The 17,093-nt window shown below is 62.7% G+C and carries 17 protein-coding genes; 9 read left to right on the top strand and 8 right to left on the bottom strand.

Annotation, left to right across the window (positions count from 1 at the left end):
• The first annotated feature begins 6 nt into the window (after positions 1-6).
• From WKW82_RS09515 to WKW82_RS09550, 8 genes are all read left to right on the top strand, one after another.
• On the top strand, positions 7-1,209 hold the full coding sequence (locus WKW82_RS09515; RefSeq protein ID WP_340342040.1) for a PDDEXK nuclease domain-containing protein: 1,203 nt from the start codon (positions 7-9) through the stop codon (positions 1,207-1,209).
• Between the two features lie 2 nt (positions 1,210-1,211).
• The gene (locus tag WKW82_RS09520; protein WP_340342041.1) at positions 1,212-1,820 is read left to right on the top strand and encodes a hypothetical protein; all 609 of its coding nucleotides are present in this window, start codon (positions 1,212-1,214) and stop codon (positions 1,818-1,820) included.
• 377 nt (positions 1,821-2,197) lie between these two features.
• Positions 2,198-2,620 carry a hypothetical protein gene (locus WKW82_RS09525; protein ID WP_340342042.1) on the top strand — a complete coding sequence of 141 codons (423 nt, stop codon included), beginning with the start codon at positions 2,198-2,200 and terminating at the stop codon, positions 2,618-2,620.
• Positions 2,621-2,659: 39 nt separating this feature from the next.
• Positions 2,660-2,917 (top strand): hypothetical protein, encoded by a 258-nt coding sequence (locus WKW82_RS09530; protein WP_340342043.1) that lies wholly within the window; start codon positions 2,660-2,662, stop codon positions 2,915-2,917.
• Positions 2,918-3,097: 180 nt separating this feature from the next.
• On the top strand, positions 3,098-4,000 hold the full coding sequence (locus tag WKW82_RS09535; protein WP_340342044.1) for an SDR family oxidoreductase: 903 nt from the start codon (positions 3,098-3,100) through the stop codon (positions 3,998-4,000).
• 84 nt (positions 4,001-4,084) lie between these two features.
• Positions 4,085-5,242, top strand: coding sequence for a Fic family protein (locus WKW82_RS09540; RefSeq protein WP_340342045.1), 1,158 nt, complete (start codon positions 4,085-4,087; stop codon positions 5,240-5,242).
• A gap of 317 nt (positions 5,243-5,559) precedes the next feature.
• Positions 5,560-6,165 (top strand): hypothetical protein, encoded by a 606-nt coding sequence (locus WKW82_RS09545; RefSeq protein WP_340342046.1) that lies wholly within the window; start codon positions 5,560-5,562, stop codon positions 6,163-6,165.
• A gap of 119 nt (positions 6,166-6,284) precedes the next feature.
• Positions 6,285-6,509 (top strand): hypothetical protein, encoded by a 225-nt coding sequence (locus WKW82_RS09550; RefSeq protein WP_340342047.1) that lies wholly within the window; start codon positions 6,285-6,287, stop codon positions 6,507-6,509.
• A 459-nt stretch (positions 6,510-6,968) separates the two neighbouring features.
• On the opposite strand, the gene WKW82_RS09555 is transcribed toward WKW82_RS09550, so the two are convergent.
• From WKW82_RS09555 to WKW82_RS09575, 5 genes are read right to left on the bottom strand one after another with little or no spacing between them, the layout of a single operon-like run.
• A complete protein-coding gene (locus tag WKW82_RS09555; RefSeq protein ID WP_422823451.1) occupies positions 6,969-8,180 on the bottom strand; it encodes an ABC transporter substrate-binding protein in 1,212 nt (403 codons plus the stop codon).
• Complete coding sequence (locus WKW82_RS09560) at positions 8,177-9,208, bottom strand: branched-chain amino acid ABC transporter permease (RefSeq protein ID WP_340342048.1); 1,032 nt, start codon at positions 9,206-9,208, stop codon at positions 8,177-8,179. The genes WKW82_RS09555 and WKW82_RS09560 overlap by 4 nt, the downstream gene beginning before the upstream one ends.
• Positions 9,205-10,077, bottom strand: coding sequence for a branched-chain amino acid ABC transporter permease (locus WKW82_RS09565; protein ID WP_340342049.1), 873 nt, complete (start codon positions 10,075-10,077; stop codon positions 9,205-9,207). Before WKW82_RS09565 ends, WKW82_RS09560 begins: the two co-directional genes overlap by 4 nt.
• Positions 10,077-10,793, bottom strand: coding sequence for an ABC transporter ATP-binding protein (locus WKW82_RS09570; RefSeq protein WP_340342050.1), 717 nt, complete (start codon positions 10,791-10,793; stop codon positions 10,077-10,079). Before WKW82_RS09570 ends, WKW82_RS09565 begins: the two co-directional genes overlap by 1 nt.
• A complete protein-coding gene (locus tag WKW82_RS09575; RefSeq protein WP_422823452.1) occupies positions 10,777-11,589 on the bottom strand; it encodes an ABC transporter ATP-binding protein in 813 nt (270 codons plus the stop codon). Before WKW82_RS09575 ends, WKW82_RS09570 begins: the two co-directional genes overlap by 17 nt.
• A 56-nt stretch (positions 11,590-11,645) precedes the next feature.
• On the opposite strand from WKW82_RS09575, the gene WKW82_RS09580 reads away from it, so the two are divergent.
• The gene (locus WKW82_RS09580; protein ID WP_340342051.1) at positions 11,646-11,957 is read left to right on the top strand and encodes a hypothetical protein; all 312 of its coding nucleotides are present in this window, start codon (positions 11,646-11,648) and stop codon (positions 11,955-11,957) included.
• Positions 11,958-12,043: 86 nt separating this feature from the next.
• On the opposite strand, the gene WKW82_RS09585 is transcribed toward WKW82_RS09580, so the two are convergent.
• The 3 genes from WKW82_RS09585 to WKW82_RS09595 all read right to left on the bottom strand — a co-directional run bounded on the left by WKW82_RS09585 (position 12,044) and on the right by WKW82_RS09595 (position 17,078).
• Positions 12,044-13,183: a hypothetical protein gene (locus WKW82_RS09585; RefSeq protein ID WP_340342052.1), complete on the bottom strand. Its 1,140-nt coding sequence runs from the start codon at positions 13,181-13,183 to the stop codon at positions 12,044-12,046.
• Between the two features lie 350 nt (positions 13,184-13,533).
• Entirely contained in the window at positions 13,534-15,354 is a 1,821-nt protein-coding gene (locus WKW82_RS09590; RefSeq protein WP_340342053.1) for an ATP-dependent DNA helicase, read from the bottom strand.
• 206 nt (positions 15,355-15,560) lie between these two features.
• Entirely contained in the window at positions 15,561-17,078 is a 1,518-nt protein-coding gene (locus WKW82_RS09595; RefSeq protein ID WP_340342054.1) for an FAD-dependent oxidoreductase, read from the bottom strand.
• Positions 17,079-17,093 lie beyond the last annotated feature (15 nt).

Raw genomic sequence — 17,093 nt, forward strand, 5'->3', positions numbered from 1 at the left:
ACAAGATTGGCAACCCGCCTCAGCCGTACCCCATCCCAAAAGAAAGCCATCGCAACCGCTGCCCCGCTTTACGCGCGGGTGCGGGAGATCCTTGACGTTGCGCGCGCCAGTGTGGCGCGGACGGTTAACACCTCGCAAGTCGCAGCCAACTGGCTGATCGGGCGGGAGATTGTTGAAGAGGAGCAGAAGGGGAATCTCCGTGCCGGCTATGGCGCGAAGATCCTGTCCGATCTGTCGACGAGATTGAACCTGGAGTTCGGGCGCGGCTATTCGGTTGATAACCTGGAGGCGTTCCGGCAGTTCTATGTCGACTATCCGCGGCTGATTTCCGTGACGGCGTCTCGGATTTCCTCTGTCGTTCCGGTTTTGCTCGCTGACTCAAATTCCGAGACACCGTCTCGGAAATCGGATGAGGAGGGCGAATGGCAGCCAGGCTTGCTTCATCCCACGCTGTCATGGAGCCACTACCGCCAACTCTTGCGTGCAGGGCGAGTCGAGGCACGTGCCTTCTACGAGATCGAGACCATCCGCAATTCATGGTCAGTCCGCGAACTGTCGCGGCAGATGGCCACCTTGCTTTATGACCGCCTGGGCAAAAGCAAGGACAAGAAGGGCCTGATGCGCCTCGCAACGCATGGACACGAGGTGATGCAACCGCTCGATGCCCTGAAAGATCCGCTCGTGATCGAGTTCCTCGGACTGCCGGAATCTCCCCGCCTGGTGGAGTCCACGCTGGAGCAAGCGCTCATCGACAACTTGCAGACTTTCCTGCTGGAACTCGGCAAAGGCTTTGCGTTTGTCTCGCGACAGGAGCGCATCACCGTCGACGGCGATCACTTCTATATCGACCTGGTTTTCTATCACACGGTCTTGAAATGCTACGTGCTGATCGACCTCAAAGTGGGAAAGCTCGCGCATGGAGACCTCGGCCAGATCCAGTTCTATGTCAACTTCTACGACCGAGAGCGAAGAACCGCAGGGGACAACCCGACTTTGGGCTTGATACTTTGCCCCGACAAGAACGACGCGGTCGTGCGATACACCTTGGGCGAGCAGCAGGAGCGCAACATCTTCACGAGCCGCTACCAATTGCACTTGCCGACTGAGCAGGAGTTGGAAAAGGAACTGCGCCGAGAGCTTCGGCAATTGAGCGTGACGGCGCCATCGTTGATACAGCCCGCCAGGATCGCGAAAAGAGGCAAAGCCTAAGCATGGAAACCATCCTCCTCCTCGTACTCCTCTGCGGCGTCGCCTTCGTCCTCAAGTCGCGCGACCAGCGCCGCCGCATCGCGCTGCTCGGCAGCCACCTCGGCAACTACGAGATCGAGAAGCTCATGGAGAAGCTGACCGACGGCTACATGCGTTGCCTCGGCGAGCCCGACGCGGAGCGTCGCGCCCAGATCTGGAGCATGCTGACCACCACCGAGCAGGACCTCTCCGCGCAGTTCACCCGCTTTGCCGCCGGCTTTGCGCGCGTCGACGATGCGGACGCCCGGGTCAGCAAGATTCCGCTGGCCTTGCCGCTGGCCAACACGCTGTTCCCCGCCGCCACCTTCGACGTGCGCAAGGCCTTTGCCATCCACGCCCAAGGCATCGCCGATGCCGCGGCCAACACGCTCGATCAGCCGCCCAAGGCCAAGGCCTTCATGATGTCCGCGGAGCTGTTCCTGATGCAGCACACCTGCCATTGGTTCTGCAAGTCGAAGATCGTCGCCTCGGCGCGAATGATGGCCAGGCACCAGACCTCCTACCAGCTCGCGCTCGAATCGGTGGCGCCGGCCACACGCGCGGCCTATCGGCAGTTGCTTCAGGGTAGATAAAAACCTCAGCTTTCACGGTGATTGATATTTGTAACGAATAGATAATAATCTCGTTACAAATAACCCGAGTTGCCGATGCTGAAATCCCTCGTCCTGTTGCTTGCGCCCTTCCTGACCGTCGGCCTGATCTACTGGATTGGCTGGTGACTGTGGCTCGCTAGCCGCGCCCCGCGGCCTGTTCATTGGCGCCTTGCATGCGCAATGGCACTGGCGAAGACATGTCTCGCTGCGGCGCCCGCCAGACTTGCTTCGGCACGCCGACCACGTTCAGGGCCCAGCCCAAGTAGGCCGGGCTTTCGCGAAAGCGGCGCGCCGTTGCGGCGCCGCGCCACAATTGCTGATCGGCCGATGTTCCATCCAGGCCTCTCCAGCAACCCATGCCTCTATCCGACAAGCCATCCACGGCCGGCGCCCCCATCGCGGACGCCGGCGACGCCCTGCTGGCCGCGCAGGCGCAATCCGAAGCCATGGCCGAGCAACTCGACGCACTGAACGACCTGCTCGCCAAACCGCTCAACGAAATCCTCGCTGAGCGCGACAAGTTCAAGGAAGCGGCTGCCGCATGGGATGCCTTCGGCGCGATGTGGTTGCTCTCCCAGCGCGCGATGAAGCGCGTCGCGCTCGACTTGGCCGCGCAGCAAGGCGTGAGCGAGGCCGAGGTGGTGAATCGCGCCATGGCCTATGCCAACGACGTGCTCAACGGCGACGGCGTCGACTTGGGCGGCACCATCGCGGAGCCGCAGATGGCGCACATCGCCCGACATCGCGCACTCTTGCGCAAGCAGTTCCGCCAAGGCTGAGCCGCGGTCAGCCATACACAGGAACACAGGGAACCCGCCATGGCCGTCGCCAGATCTTTCGACACCGCCGACTACAAGCTCTTTCCGTCGCCGCGCAACGTGCACCGCACGGTGTTCGCGCACCAGGTCTTCGTGCCGCATCCGTACGCGCTGATCGACCTGCCGAGCTACTACCTCAAGGGCAAGTACAGCCTGTTTGCCGCGTGCCGCCTGTCGGACGGCAAGATGGGGCAGCTGGTCACGCTCGAATTGGCCGAAGACGAGGTCAAGTTCAAGGCCAACTTCGTCCCCGATTGAAAAAGGGCATGAAGCTTTCTACTGCGGCCACCGATCTCGGGCCTGCGGTGCTCACCGTACGGGTGTACGGTTCCGCTCCGCGAACCGACCTCCCGGCAGGCGCCCTCGCTACGAAATCTTCATACCTTTTTTGATTGTTTGATCGATCAACCACTGCAACAACAGAAGGAGACAGCAACCATGTTCCAACCCACCCTCATGACCGGCCAGCGCATCCTCGTGACCGGCGGCGGCACCGGGCTCGGCAAATCGATGGCCGAGCGCTTCCTGAGCCTCGGCGCGGACGTGGCCATCTGCGGCCGGCGCCAGTCGGTGGTGGAGGAGACGGCGGCCGAATGGCGCAAGCAGTTCCCGGAGCGGCGCATCGACACCTTTGGCGTCGACATCCGCAATGCGCAGGCCGTGGACGAGATGGTCGAGTCGCTGTTCGCCAGTGGCGGCCTCACCGGGCTGATCAACAACGCGGCCGGCAACTTCGTCTCGCCGACCGAGGCGCTCTCGCCACGCGCCTTCGATGCGGTGGCCAACATCGTGTTCCACGGCAGCTTCTACGTCACGCAGGCGGTGGGCAAGCGCTGGGTGGCGCAGGCCAAGTCGGGCGAGTGGAAGCCGGGCAGCCCGTTCCGCAGCGTGATGAGCATCATCGTCACCTGGGTCGACAACGGCAGTCCCTACGTCGTGCCCTCGGCCATGAGCAAGGCCGGCATCGAAGTCATGACCAAGTCGCTGGCGCTGGAATGGGCGCGCTTCGGCATCCGCCTCAACGCGGTGGGCCCCGGCGAGATCCCGACCGAAGGCATGAGCAAGCGCCTGAACCCCGGTGAGGAGCCCGGCGCGCGCAGCAAGAAGACCAACCCGATGGGCCGCGTCGGCGAAATGAGCGAGTTGCAGAACCTCGCGGCCTTCCTCATGGCGCCGGGCCAATGCGACTGGCTCACCGGGCAGTCGATCATGATGGACGGCGGGCAGGCCGCGGCGACCGGCGGCAATTTCTACGAACTGCGCCAGTGGAGCGATGCGGACTGGATGGCGGCGCGGGAACGCATCGAGGCACAGAACGCGAAGGACAAGACGCAGCGGTGAGGCGAGGGGGCGCGGATTGGTGCCTGAGCCGCAATGCCAAATTTACGGCTCATATCATGAGCCGAATTGACGTACTATCGGCTCATGAGCCCCAAGCGCACCCCCTATATATGGCAGAAGCCGGGCTGGCCTGACCTCCATTTCGACATGGCCACCGTGGGCCAGGACCTGACCGATGCACACCGCATGCTCGGCGAGATCGAGGGCAAGGCCGCAGCGCTGGGGCTGGGGAACACCAGCGACGTCGCGCTGGAAGTCTTTTCGGGCGAAGTGATCGCGACGGCCGCCATCGAGGGCGAGGCACTGTCTGCAGATGCCGTCAAGTCCTCGGTGATGCGCCGGCTGGGCATGGAATCCGCAGGGCCATCGAACCGCCATGTGGACGGCCTCGTCGAGGTGATCAACGACGCGACCACCTGGTTCGAGCTTCCGCTGGACGAGGACCGGCTCTGTCGCTGGCAATCGGCCTTGTTCCCGGGCGGTACCTCCGGGATCCAGCGGATCGCGGTTGGGCGGTACCGGGATGACGAAGAGCCGATGCAAATCGTGGGCGGCAAGCTGGGCAGGGAGACGATCTACTACGTGGCGCCTCCCTCGCACACGGTGCGCGCGGAAATGGATCGCTTCCTGGTCTGGTTCGCCGACACGGCGCCGACCGCTGGCGGGAAAGTCGATGGCGTGGCACGGGCCGCGATCGCGCACCTGTGGTTCGAAAGCATCCATCCGTTCGAGGACGGCAATGGCCGCATCGGCAGGGCCATCATGGACATGGCCATCGCCCAGCACCAGCGCAAACCGGTGCGGCTCTATAGCCTGTCTCGTCAACTGCTGTCATCCCGGAAGGACTACTACGATTCGCTCAACCTGGCACAGCGCGGCGATGTCGATGTGTCTGCCTGGGTGCAATGGCTGGCCAGGCAATTCTCGGCCGCGTGCCGGCATACGAGCACGGTCATCGACCAGGCGATCGCCAAGCGGCGCTTCTGGGACCAGCATGGCGCGCGCGTCAACGACAGGCAACGCATGGTCCTGCAACGGCTGCTGGACGATGGCGACGGAGGCTTCGACGGCGGCATGAACGCCGAGAAATACATGAAGATCACCAAGGCGTCGAAGCCGACGGCGACGCGTGATCTCGCCGCAATGGTCGAGGCCGGGCAGATGTGGTCCGTCGGCATGGGGCGGGCCGTGCGGTACTACGTCAACATGCCGGGATGGACGCATGGGGTGGAGCGCAGCTGAACTTCAACTCGCGACCATCACAGCGCTGTTCGGTCGCCCAGCTGTATGGACTTCTTCGCTCCGTAGGCAGCTCTCCACCATGCGTTCGCGCCCGTTACTGGCATGTCCGTAGCCATCCGTTGTCGCGCATCGTTGAGTTGCTGCCGCTTCGCTGCAGGGAACTGGGTGGCTGCCTCCGCCCTCACTCGATCGCGGCGGGCGCATAGCGCTTCAGACTCAGTGGTCAGTGGAAACGTAGATCCGCCGGACGTCACTAAGACCCGTCAATTTTCTTGCTTCACTTTGCATATTCGGGCAGAGTTGATGATGGAGGTGATATGAATTTCAGGCCTATTACCCTGGTTCTTTATTCTTTTTTCGCTTCGATCGCTCACGCTCAAGACGCAACAAAAGTCGAACAAGCGATCGCCTTTTTGAGATCCGCTTGTGTGACTTCAGGTTCTACGCTTGAGATCAATGGGTCTGGCAATGGTGCTTTGCAATTGCGTGGCACGTTACCATCAGGCATCCAAGGCTCTGTTCAGCTTTCTAAGCGCGAGGTTGAAGGGCTTGCTGATGCGGCATCGCAAGTTAGCGCGGCACAAGCAACGGAAATGAGAAACTGCATGAAGCCGTATATCGACAAGATATTGACTGTCATGTTGACCGGGGGCGCAGTCGTTGGGCCGGATCAAATGACTATCGGCACAAATGGGTATTATTTTTTGCTCGATGAGTTTGATCGTTTTATGGCTGCTGTTGCTGAGAAGACCGGACACACAAAGTACATTGAACTATCAAAGGCGACGCAATTGCATGTGGCAAAAATAAGGCATTATGCAGGTATCGCGAGGTCAAATGATCTTGGTTACGATGGGGGGGACTCATTTTCCCTCAACACTAAAGGTGTGGCGTATGTGTTGGGTAAGGGCTTGGTAAAGTAAAAGGAGAATCATGCGCAATCTTGTTGTGTTAATTCTTGTGCTTGCGTCTCCAATGCTTAGTGCGCAGCCAAGCGAAAAAAAAGGTCGACCAAGCAATAGCGTTTCTTCGAGCTGCATGCGTGACCTCAGGGTCATCGCTGGATATTCAAGCAACGGGAGCGGGATCCCTTCAACTCCGGAGCATTTTAGGATCGGGTGTCAAAGGTTCTGTGACCTTATCCAAAAAAGAGGTGGAAGGATTTGCCGATGCCGCCTCTAAGATCAGCGCGGAACAGGCAACTGAAATGAGAAATTGCATGAAACCCTATATTGATAAGGTGCTCACTGCGCTGTTGGCCGGATAGATCTCGTGCCACTTGGCGGCAAAGCCGGAGAATGGAATATGGTCTATCTAGTGACCGTGGTCTTCGGGTAAATATCCGTCCAATCCTCCGGATCACGGGCGCCTCCATTCCGTCCACCCGTCTTTCGCCGTGCGGCGTGCTCGTAGGCATAAACAATCAGACCCCGCGGGGCCCGGTTGGAGGATGCCCTCGAGCCTTTCGGCTTCGATATCGATGTCGTATCAACGAGCATCGCACCGTGCTGACAAAGGCGTGTTTGCGGGAGAGAATTTTGAAAAAAAGCACGCCACGGAGAGAGGTCCACTGATTTGGTGCTGTCGTAACAGCATTGGGCATCCTCTTCTTCCGCAACTATTCAACGCACTAGCGTCTGCACGCCGCAGCGGAACCGAAACAGCAAATGGCGGAAGTTTCATAGGCCAGATCGCCGTATCGGGACCGTGCCCACGCTCCCCTGCATCAACGCCCGTAAACCTTCCCAAACAACACCCAAGTCTTCCCATCGAACTTCGCCAGCTGCTCCCTCTCAATCGGATAGAAGTCATCCGGCCCGGTCTTGATGTTGATGCCCGGCAGCGACATCGGCAGCGTGATGTCCAGGCTGGCTGCCTGCTTCATCACGTTCTCATGCGTGAGGTTGTCGCCGCACTGCTTGAGCACCTGCACCATCGTCTGCGCCACGCCGTAGCCGTACACGCTGTTGGCATCGGTCAGGCTGCCGGCCGGGTAGAACTTCTTCATGAAGGCGAGCCAGTCCTTCATGCCGGCGTCGTTGGCCCATTGCGGATCGGTCGGGTCCTTGCCGTACAGCGCGGTCAGGATGCCCGTGCCGTTCTGCAATCCGGCGGGCTCCATCACGGAGCTGACCGAGATCGACACGTTGGTCAGGTAGTGGGTCGGCTTCCAGCCGATCTCGGCGGCCTTCTTGATGGCCATGGCGGCGAACTTCGGCGTCGTGACGTTGAAGAACACGGTCGCGCCTGATGACTTCATGCTCAGCATCTGGCTGTCGATCGTCGGGTCGGTGACCTCATACGTCAGCTTGGAGACGATCATCGTCTTGGCCTTGTCGCCCAGCCCTTCCTCGAAGCCCTGCAGGTAGTCCTTGCCGAAGTCGTCGTTCTGGTAGAGGACCGCGACCCTCGCGTTCGGCTGCGACTCGAGCAAATGTTGCGCATAGATGCGCGCCTCGGCCGCATAGGGCGGCTGCCAGCCCATCGTGTAGGGGAAGCTCTTCGGGTCGCCGAACTTGGTCGCGCCGGTGGCGACGAAGAGTTGCGGCACCTTCTTGTCGTTCAGGTATTTGCGGATCGCGGTGTTGGTCGCGGTGCCGAGTGGATTGAAGACCAGCAGCACTTCTTCTTCCTCGACCAGCTTGCGCGCCATCTCGACCGTCTTGGCCGGGTTGTAGCCATCGTCGAGCGGCAGGTACTTGATCTTGCGGCCGTTGATGCCGCCTTCGGCATTGACCTTGTCGAAGTACGCGCCGATGGTCTTGCCGATGGTGCCGTAGGCGGATGCGGGCCCGGAGTACGGGCCGATCTGGCCGATCTTGATCTCCTTGTCGTCGGCGCCGGGGTCGTACTTTTTCTGCGCCAATGCCGTCGTGCCGAGCATTGCGGTGGCGAGGCCGAATGCGAGGGAAAGGGTCCACGCTTTCATGAGCTTCATGTCGGATGTCTCCTGGGGGTCAGAGCCGGGTTGGGGGATTTCGTGTCGGGCGCGGCTGCCGGCCGCAAACGTGCCCACGCACCCTTGAGCAAGCCCATCGCGCCGGTGGGCATCAGGTACATCATCCCGATCAGCAGCACGCCATAGATCGCCCAAGGCGCCGACTTCGACAGTTCGTCGGCGACGTTCGGCACGAACTGGATGAACAGCGCGCCGAAGATCGCGCCAGGGATCGATGCAAGGCCGCCGACGACGAGCCCGACCAGCAGCGTGATGGACAACAGCACGGAGAAACTGTCCGGCGCGACGAAGGCCACGCAGATCGCGCCGAGCGCACCCGCGACACCCGTGTAGGCGGCCGAGATGCCGAAGGCCGTCGACTTCACGATCGGCAGGTTGATGCCCATCGCCGTCGCCGCGATCGGATGGTCACGGATCGCAACCAGCGCGCGACCCGTCCGGCCGCGCAGCAGGTTGTACGCGAGCAGGAACATGATCGCCGTCACCGCGCAGGTGAAGAAGAACAACCAGCGGTCCGCGTTCAACGGTTGCCCGAGAAAGCGGAAGGTGAAGGGCGGCTCGGGCTTGCTGAGCACGATGCCCTGCACGCCGCCGGTCCAGTGTTCGATGAGCTTCCACTTCAGCAGCTGCGGCACCGCCAGCGCGAAGGCATAGGTGGCCAGCGCGAGGTAGTGCCCGCCCAATCGCAGGGCAGGAAAGCCCATCAGGAAGCCGATGCCGAAGCACAGCACACCAGCCACCGGCAGCGTGGACCAGTAGGGCAGGCCGAAGCGATCCATCATGATCGCCGCCGCATACCCGCCCATCGCGAAGAAGGCCCCATGGCCCAGCGAGATCTGGCCGTTGAAGCCGGTCAGGATGTTCAGCCCGAGGATCGCGATGGCGTAGACCAGCACCAGGTTGAACTGGAACACCCGGTAGTTCTTGACCATGAAGGGCAGCACGCAGAGCGCGACCAGCAGCAGCGCCCCGAGGATCCACGCGAGCTTTCGTTGCCTGGTGTTCATACGCGCGTCACCACACTGCGGCCGAACAGGCCATTGGGAAACAGCGTCAGCGTGCCGACGATCAGCAGCAGCGCGACGGTGAGCTTGAGTTCAGTCCCGATCACATAGGCGCCGAGCAGGTTCTCGAGCACGCCGACGATGAAGCCGCCGGCCACCGCACCTGCGGGGTTGTCGATGCCGCCGAGCAGCGCCGCCGCGAAGCCGTAGATCAGGATGCCGGTCATCATGTTCGGATCGAGGAACACGGTCGGCGCGATCATCATGCCGGCCACCGCGCCGATGGCCGACGCCAGGCCCCAGCCCATCGCCAGCATCCAGGACACGCGGATGCCGACGAGTCGGGCGGACTCCGGGTTCTGCGCCGCCGCACGCATCGCGAGGCCGATCGGCGTGAAGCGGAAGAAGGCCCACAGGCCCAGCAGCACACACAGCATCACCCCCACCGTGCCCAGCTCATGCGCCGAGAAGAAGCGCGTGGCCAGCGCGGAGTCCTGCGCGAAGGGGCTCGGGAAGGCCTTGATCGTGTGGTCGAAGATCCAGCCCGAGAGCGAGTTGAAGATCACCAGCAGGCCGATGAAGACGATGACGTTGGTCAGCACCGGCGCGCGCTCGACCGGGCGCACGATCAGCCGCTGGATCGCCAGTCCGCCAGCGAACGAGAGGGCGACGGTGACGAAGAAAACCGCCCAGTAGGGCCAGCCCTTCTGCAGCAGCGACCATGCGATGAAGGTCGAGAAGGTCGCGATCTCGCCCTGCGCGAAATTGATGTGATGCGTGGCCTGGTAGATCATCACCAGCGCCAGTCCGATCGAGCCGTAGATGCAGCCTGTCGCCAGCCCGGAGAAGATTTGATGCAGCAGTGCGTCCATCAGTACCCCAGGTAGGCGCGGCGCAGCGCTTCGTCACGCCGGATGTCGTCGGCCCGCCCGGCGATCGCGACGCGGCCAGTTTCCAGCAGCACTACCGCGTCGGCCAGGTCGAGCGCCTGGGTCGCGTTCTGCTCGACCAGCAGGATGCTGACGCCGTCCTCGGTGTTGATGCGCCGCATGATCGAGAAGATCTCGCGCACGATCAGCGGCGCCAGCCCGAAGGAGGGTTCATCGAGCAGCAGCAGCTTGGGTCGGAGCATCAGGGCGCGCGAGATCGCGAGCATCTGCTGTTCGCCGCCCGAGAGCGTGCCGGCCTGTTGCATGCGGCGCTCGCGCAGGCGCGGAAAGCGCGCGTAAATGCGATCGATGTCCTGCGCCACCGAGGTCTTGTCGCGCCGCAGGTAGGCGCCCAGGCGCAGGTTCTCCTCGACCGTGAGCGCGGTGAAGGTGCCGCGGCCATCGGGCACGTGCGCGACGCCGAGTCGGACCACATCCTCGGTGCCGAGGCCCGCCAGCGCGCGGCCTTCGAAGGACAGCGTGCCGCTGGTGCGCACCATCATCTGGCAGATCGCGCGCAGGGTCGTGGTCTTGCCCGCACCGTTGGCGCCGAGCAAAGCGGTGATGCGGCCCTGCTCGACGGTGAAGTCGATGCCGTGCAGCACCTGCGTCGCGCCATACGACGCGGTGAGACCGCGCGCTTCAAGCAGGCTGTGCATGTCGCTTCTCCGCCGGGGCGCCGAGGTAGGCCTCGATGACGGCCGGGTCGTTGCGGACCTCGGCGGGGGTGCCGTCCGCGATCTTGCGGCCGAAGTTCAGCGCGACGATGCGGTCGGACACGCCCATCACCAGGCCCATGTGATGCTCGACCAGCAGCACCGTGACGCCGAGGCGGTCGCGGATCTCGCGGATCAGGCGGGCCAGGTCATCGAGCTCCTCGTGGTTCAGGCCGGCGGCCGGCTCGTCGAGCAGCAGCAGCTTCGGCTTTGCGGCCAGCGCGCGGCCGAGCTCGACGCGCTTCTGGGTCGCGAAGGGCAGCGTGCCCACCGGCCGCGCTGCGACGGGCGTGAGCGCGAGGAAGGCCATGATTTCCTCGGCATGCTCGCGCAGTTCACGCTCCTCGGCCCGCACCTGCGGCAGTTGCAGCGCGCTGGCGAGAAAGCCCGCCGACGAACGCGAGTGGGCACCCACCATGACGTTCTGGCGCACCGACAGCGTGCGGAACATCGCGAGGTTCTGGAAGGTGCGGCCGATGCCCAGGCCCGCGATGCTGTGCGTGGGCAGATTGGTGATCGAGCGGCCCTCGAAAAGGATGTCGCCTTCCTGGTAACGGTACAGGCGGCTGAGACAGTTGAAGAGGGTGGTCTTGCCGGCGCCGTTGGGGCCGATCAACCCGCAGACATGGCCGCGGGCGACATCGAAACTGACCGCGTCAAGGGCGACGATGCCGCCGAAGCGCACGGTCAAGCCCAGCACGCCGAGCAAGGGCTCGGCGCTCGATGCCACATCGTCCATCGGGTGTCTCCGCGAGGGAAGTTAATTGTTATAGATTGTTATAAGGAAGAACGGTGGTGACTGCAATGCTCGGTTGCCCGTGGCGCGCCGTCGCGAGCCGAGCGCGCGCGAATCCTTGGCGAATGCCGTGGCTGGTGCGGGCCAACTGCATCGCCACAGGCGACTTTCTCCTCTGCGTCGGCAAGGACTTCAAGCCCAGCCAGATGCTGACGAGAAAGAGCTCTTTTCCGCGCGCGTTGCGATCTCTCGATGAAAGCGGACGACCTGCAACCAGGGGATTTCACGGCCACGACGATTTGAGTATGCGATTCCATGTTCAGTTATCAGCGCCGGTTGAACGTTTACCCACCCTACCGATTGAACTCTGACCCGGGGATAGACGCCGGCATCGTGGCAGCCCTGAACGCGGCAACGTATCCTCAGTTGCGGTGCGTTCACCACACTGCGAGCATCGTCATCGCGGCACTTGACTCTGCGGAACTTCGAACGACGTGCCGTGAGCGAGGTTCTTGCCTATGTATGTCCTCAGCCGCGCGATTCGGGCTTCTTCAATCAGTTGGCGCTTCTGAGCTTTGCTCAGCGTGTCAAGTGCTTGCTGGCGTTCAGCGGACAAACGAGCGCGCGCGGCGGCAATCGCGAGCACGGCGGGCACCGTCTGCTTGAAGTCGACACCACCAATCTTGACAACTGCGAACAACCCTAGCGCAATCCAACCAACCGGACCGGTAACCGCTGCAAGTGCACTGCTCATACCTGTATATGCTGCGAAAGGCAGTGTTAGCCCGATCGCGCCGGTGATCCCCGCCAAGGCACTCGATGCGGCCGTATACAGCGCAAAGCCGCTCAGGTTCGCGAGCACCAATCCGCCGGCGGCTGTTGCCACAGATGCGCCGCCACGACTGCCGCCGAATTGCGCCAGAATTTCCTCTCGCTCCTTGGGACTCGCTTTGGACAATCGCTTGTTGAACAACGCTTCTACTGCCAGTCGTTCAACGACCTCCACGGACTCGCCTGTTTTGATATTGCGAACTCCCATCTTCTTCGCGACATCACGTGCGACTTCCTCGTAGTCCACGCTCGCGCCTCGCCACCATGAGGCGGCAGAGTGACTTCCTGCTCTGCGTACAGCGTCCTCCATCACCTCCGCGTTGACGTTGCGAGGCAGGCCCAGAACGGCCGCGAGATTCGCGCGCTCATGCTCGCTCGCGTGTGTCAGTAGCTTTCTCGGATCCATTCGAAGGTAGTCAAGCTGACTCAGTTTGACTTCCTCGATCTGAAGACGCTCTCGCTCTTGCGTCCAAGCAGCTGATCGATGTTCAAGTTCCTCATGCAGCTTTCCTACCGTCATCATTGGGACAACAGGCGGACTGATGCGCCCGGCCGGTAGCGCATCCACGCTCACGATGCGCGGCGCGGCTCGGGATGCCAGATCCTCGCGACCAATTCGCCAAAGGAAGATTCCGATTGCGGCTGCGATGACAGCAAAGCCTATCCACACCAGAGCTTCCGAATCAAAACTGGACATTTGAAATGCATGAGGATTGTTGTGACCCGCAATCACCAGGACTGCGCCGACCAAGCCAATGCTTGGCATCCTCCCTTGCTGAACCTCGTATCCGTCGCTTTGCACAGCGAATTGTGCGCCGGAGTATTGCTGATATAGCGGCGCTCTTTCAAGCTGTGGGTGGGATGTGGCGAATTAATGTCGCGACACTTGGCGTAACTCGGACTGCCTGCATACAGTGCGAAAACGTGCGAGCGCTTTTCAGTCACCAACCCCGGGCGGACCACATCCGTGATGTTTACGAGTTGTGCCCTCTTGGGCTCCAAGCTGGGGGGCACAAAGCGGGCTCGTGGCCTCCGAGCATCGGGCATGCGGGCAACGGTGCGGTTACTGACAGCCTTGGACATACCGATAGCGGCAGTGAAGGCTTCGGCCCCAAGCTATTCGCAAGCCAGCGGCTCCAGCGGGCTCCAAGTCATCAGGCACGCCGGATCTTGACACGTGAAACGTGGGCGCCAGTCCCTGCTTGGGTAGCGCCGCTGGCAGGAGGGGCATGCAAACCACGCAGATTGCCCGGGTGCCGGGCTGACATCGCCGGTTTCAGCGGCGCTGGCGGAGCCTGCAGTCAATTTGTCAGAACCGACCAGGTCAACAACCTTCGTCCTAAGGGCGGACTGCACTTCAGTGGGGATGATCTCGGTGCGCAGTCCGTCGTCGGGGTTGGGCGCATTCTCGCGGTCGCCATATGGTTGCCCCATCTTTCGCGCCATGGCCTCGGGCGGCACGGTCCGCATCAGCTCGCGCAGCTTCCGGTAGAACTTTCTCGATTCGGCATCGACCAAGACATCAGCCTCGCTAAGCGGTCGCGACAGTGTCAAGGTATCGAGCGATCGGCATCGACTCAGCGCCACGTAGGTCTGGCCGGTCTCAAACGCGCCAGCGCCTAAGTCAATATGGACGCGCTCGATCGTCTTGCCTTGGCTCTTATGGATGGTTAGTGACCAAGCGAGCATCAACGGGATCTGGAGGTATTCGCCCACAACAGCGCGTTCGACTTGGCGGGTGTCAGGATTGAGCTTGTAGTCGAACTGCTCCCAGGACATCGGGCTCACATCGACGACCGTGCCAGTCTCGTGCACGCGCACCTCCACGCGTCCGTCAAGCATCGCGACCACAACAGCGATGGTGCCGTTGACCCAGCGCGCACTGTTCTTGGTGAACATCACCTGCGCACCCACGCGCAGTTCCAGATTCTGTGGTGAGGGCAAGCGATCGCCCTTGAACTTGCCGGTCAGCGTGCCGATGTAGAGGCGTGAGGGTCCATTCAACTTGGACAACTCGACCCGGTTGCGCTCGTCTACTTCCTGATTTCGTGGTGATAGCCAGACCGCGGTTGCCGGCGGGTTGCTGGTGGTGACGCATAGGCGGTTCAGTTCGGCAATGCTGGCCGCCACCTCAACGCCCTCGCGCAACTTGGCCAGCAAGTCGACAAAGACCTGGTCGACTTGGCGGAACGCCTTGCGAAGTTCGATCGCGTAGTAGGGCGCCTTCTGCAACAGGTGTGCCCCGAAAAATTTGGGCGTTGGGTACTCTGCAGCAAAGAGGTGCCGTGTCTGGTTGGTGACGATCGGCGGCAGCTGAAAAAGGTCGCCCACCAGCACCGCTGGCAAGCCTCCAAAAGGTTCGCTGGAGTTCCGGCTCATACGGAAGAAGGCGCTGACGCCGTCCAACAAGTTGGCGTTGACCATCGAGATCTCGTCGATGATCAAGAGCTTGGCTTGCAATGCGATCTCGGGCTTGAAGTGCCGAATGTCTTTTTTTACGATCCAGGCTGGTGGCAGCTTGCAAAGCGAATGCAAGGTCTTGCCGTTGATGTTGAGCGCGGCAATGCCTGTCGGCGCGGCCAGAAGCACATTGCCGTCGAACTCCTTGGTCAGCCAGTGAACGAACGTGCTCTTGCCAGTGCCAGCGCCGCCCGTGACAAAGGTAACGGGAAAGCCTGCCCGCACCAAGTCGCGAACCAGGGTGTATTCCGGCAGCACCTCGATTGCTTCGTCGCCTCCCTTGAACCTCGTTGCCTTGACTGGGACGCTTACCCTATCCGGGCTTGGCCGATGCTCGGCGACCGGCGCCGCTGCTGGAGAAGACTCGCGCCATGTAGCTGACTTGTCGGGCGGTGGTTTGGGCTTGTTGTCTTCATTGAGCTTGCCGAATAGCCAGCCGGCACCGACAACCAGTGCAACGATTCCAAAAGGGTCCATGTTTCAGACTCCGCTGTAGCGCTCGCTCTGCGCGGCGCTGCCACTTGGCCAAGCGGCGGCAATGTAGCATGGCGACGTCGATCCTCAACAGCCGCCACCGTACATTCAACGAGCCCCTTCAGCGCGCCACGACTCACCTGGTCGCGAAAGACGTGGCAGGCTGTTCGAGGGGAAAGCGCCGCATCGGGCGGATTTTCGATCGCAGGCTACCTCGTCACATCGCTCTCCAACGCCCACTCGGCCCGCAAGCTCTCCAGGTCCCGCCCGATCGTCACCACAGCCAGCACCCGCCCGCCCAGCCGATAGCGCACGCTGCAATCGCGCCCCTCCAGCGACCCATCGATCTCGATCGCATCCCACCGCTCCGCATGCCCCACGTACTGCAGCGTCACGTCGTAGTGCTGGCTCCAGAAGAAGGGGCTGATGTCGAAGCGCTGTTGCCGGCCGAGCATGTTCAGCGCGGCGACCTGGCCTTGACGCTCCGCGAGCGCCCAGTGCTCGACGCGGATGCGTTCGCCCGAATGCGGATCGGGCCAGCGTGCGATGTCGCCGGCCGCGAAGATGCCGGGCGCGCTGGTCTGCAGGTACGCATCGACGCTGACGCCGCGGTCCATCGTGAGCCCGGCTTGCTCCGCCAGCGCAACCGAGGGCCGTACGCCGACGCCTGCGACGATGAGGTCGGCCTCGACCGTCGTGCCGTCGGCGAGCGTCGCGCGTCGGCCGTCCACGCTGGTCACCTTCGTACCCAAGTGAAAGATCACCCCATGCGACGCATGCAGATCGCGCACGAACGCGCCGAGCTCCGGGCCGAGTACGCGCTGCATCGGCACCGCGTCGGGCGCCACGACATGCACCTCCACGCCACGCGTGCGCAGCGATGCGGCAACCTCCAGGCCGATGAAGCTCGCGCCGATCACCAGTGCAGAGCGGGCCTCAGCAGCGCGCGCCACGATCGCGCGGCTGTCGGCGAAGCTGCGCAGGCTCAGCACCTGCCCCGGCGTCGCGCCCGGTACTTCGAGCTGCACCGGGTCGGCGCCGGTCGCGAGCAGCAGCGCGTCGAAGGGCAGTGATTCGCCGCTGGCCAGGCGCAGCTTGCGTGCGGCTACGTCGATCGCCTCGGCGCGCGTGTTCAGCCGCAGGTCGATGCGCTGCCCGCGGTACCAGTCGTCCGGCTTCAGCGGGATCCAGGCGGGCTCCGCTGTGCCCGCGAGGAAGTCCTTCGACAGGTTCGGCCGGTCGCAGGGCGGATCGGCATCGGCGCTGAGCATCGTCAGGCGGCCCTCGTAGCCTTCGCGCCGCAACCGGTCGGCAGCGGCCAGTCCGGCCGCGCCGCCGCCGACGATGACCACGTCGTCCAGCGGCGCATCGCTGGCCTTGCGCGAACGCGGAGCGGCGACGATGCGCTCGCGGGCGAACACGCGTCCGTCGGCCTGCTCGACGCGCCAGCTTGGCAGGTCGTCGAAGGCCGGTGCGCACAGCGCCGCACCGCTGCGGATGTCGAACTGCGCGTGGTGCATCGGGCAATGCAGCACATGCCCGCAAAGCAGTCCGTCGGCGAGCGCCGCGTGGTAGTGGGTGCACTGCGCGCCGATGGCGTAGAAGGCATCGCCCTGGCGTAGCAGCAGCGCGTCTTCGCCGTCGATCCGCCCGGACAGCATCGCGCCGTCGGCGATGTCATCGAGCGCGATGCCGGCCTTGAGGTCGGGTGGAGTGGTGTCGGTCATGGCCCGCACACTACT

Source organism: Variovorax rhizosphaerae, assembly GCF_037889975.1.
GTDB classification, from domain to species: domain Bacteria; phylum Pseudomonadota; class Gammaproteobacteria; order Burkholderiales; family Burkholderiaceae_C; genus Variovorax; species Variovorax rhizosphaerae.

What these genes read in the sequence shown, in the direction of transcription:
- WKW82_RS09555 (WP_422823451.1), bottom strand. Translation starts at nt 8,180, where the DNA reads ATGAAGCTCATGAAAGCGTGGACCCTTTCCCTCGCATTCGGCCTCGCC.
- WKW82_RS09525 (WP_340342042.1), top strand. Translation starts at nt 2,198, where the DNA reads ATGCCTCTATCCGACAAGCCATCCACGGCCGGCGCCCCCATCGCGGAC.
- WKW82_RS09585 (WP_340342052.1), bottom strand. Translation starts at nt 13,183, where the DNA reads ATGCCAAGCATTGGCTTGGTCGGCGCAGTCCTGGTGATTGCGGGTCAC.
- WKW82_RS09595 (WP_340342054.1), bottom strand. Translation starts at nt 17,078, where the DNA reads ATGACCGACACCACTCCACCCGACCTCAAGGCCGGCATCGCGCTCGAT.
- WKW82_RS09530 (WP_340342043.1), top strand. Translation starts at nt 2,660, where the DNA reads ATGGCCGTCGCCAGATCTTTCGACACCGCCGACTACAAGCTCTTTCCG.
- WKW82_RS09560 (WP_340342048.1), bottom strand. Translation starts at nt 9,208, where the DNA reads ATGAACACCAGGCAACGAAAGCTCGCGTGGATCCTCGGGGCGCTGCTG.
- WKW82_RS09535 (WP_340342044.1), top strand. Translation starts at nt 3,098, where the DNA reads ATGTTCCAACCCACCCTCATGACCGGCCAGCGCATCCTCGTGACCGGC.
- WKW82_RS09520 (WP_340342041.1), top strand. Translation starts at nt 1,212, where the DNA reads ATGGAAACCATCCTCCTCCTCGTACTCCTCTGCGGCGTCGCCTTCGTC.
- WKW82_RS09575 (WP_422823452.1), bottom strand. Translation starts at nt 11,589, where the DNA reads ATGGACGATGTGGCATCGAGCGCCGAGCCCTTGCTCGGCGTGCTGGGC.
- WKW82_RS09565 (WP_340342049.1), bottom strand. Translation starts at nt 10,077, where the DNA reads ATGGACGCACTGCTGCATCAAATCTTCTCCGGGCTGGCGACAGGCTGC.
- WKW82_RS09590 (WP_340342053.1), bottom strand. Translation starts at nt 15,354, where the DNA reads ATGGACCCTTTTGGAATCGTTGCACTGGTTGTCGGTGCCGGCTGGCTA.
- WKW82_RS09570 (WP_340342050.1), bottom strand. Translation starts at nt 10,793, where the DNA reads ATGCACAGCCTGCTTGAAGCGCGCGGTCTCACCGCGTCGTATGGCGCG.
- WKW82_RS09540 (WP_340342045.1), top strand. Translation starts at nt 4,085, where the DNA reads ATGAGCCCCAAGCGCACCCCCTATATATGGCAGAAGCCGGGCTGGCCT.
- WKW82_RS09545 (WP_340342046.1), top strand. Translation starts at nt 5,560, where the DNA reads ATGAATTTCAGGCCTATTACCCTGGTTCTTTATTCTTTTTTCGCTTCG.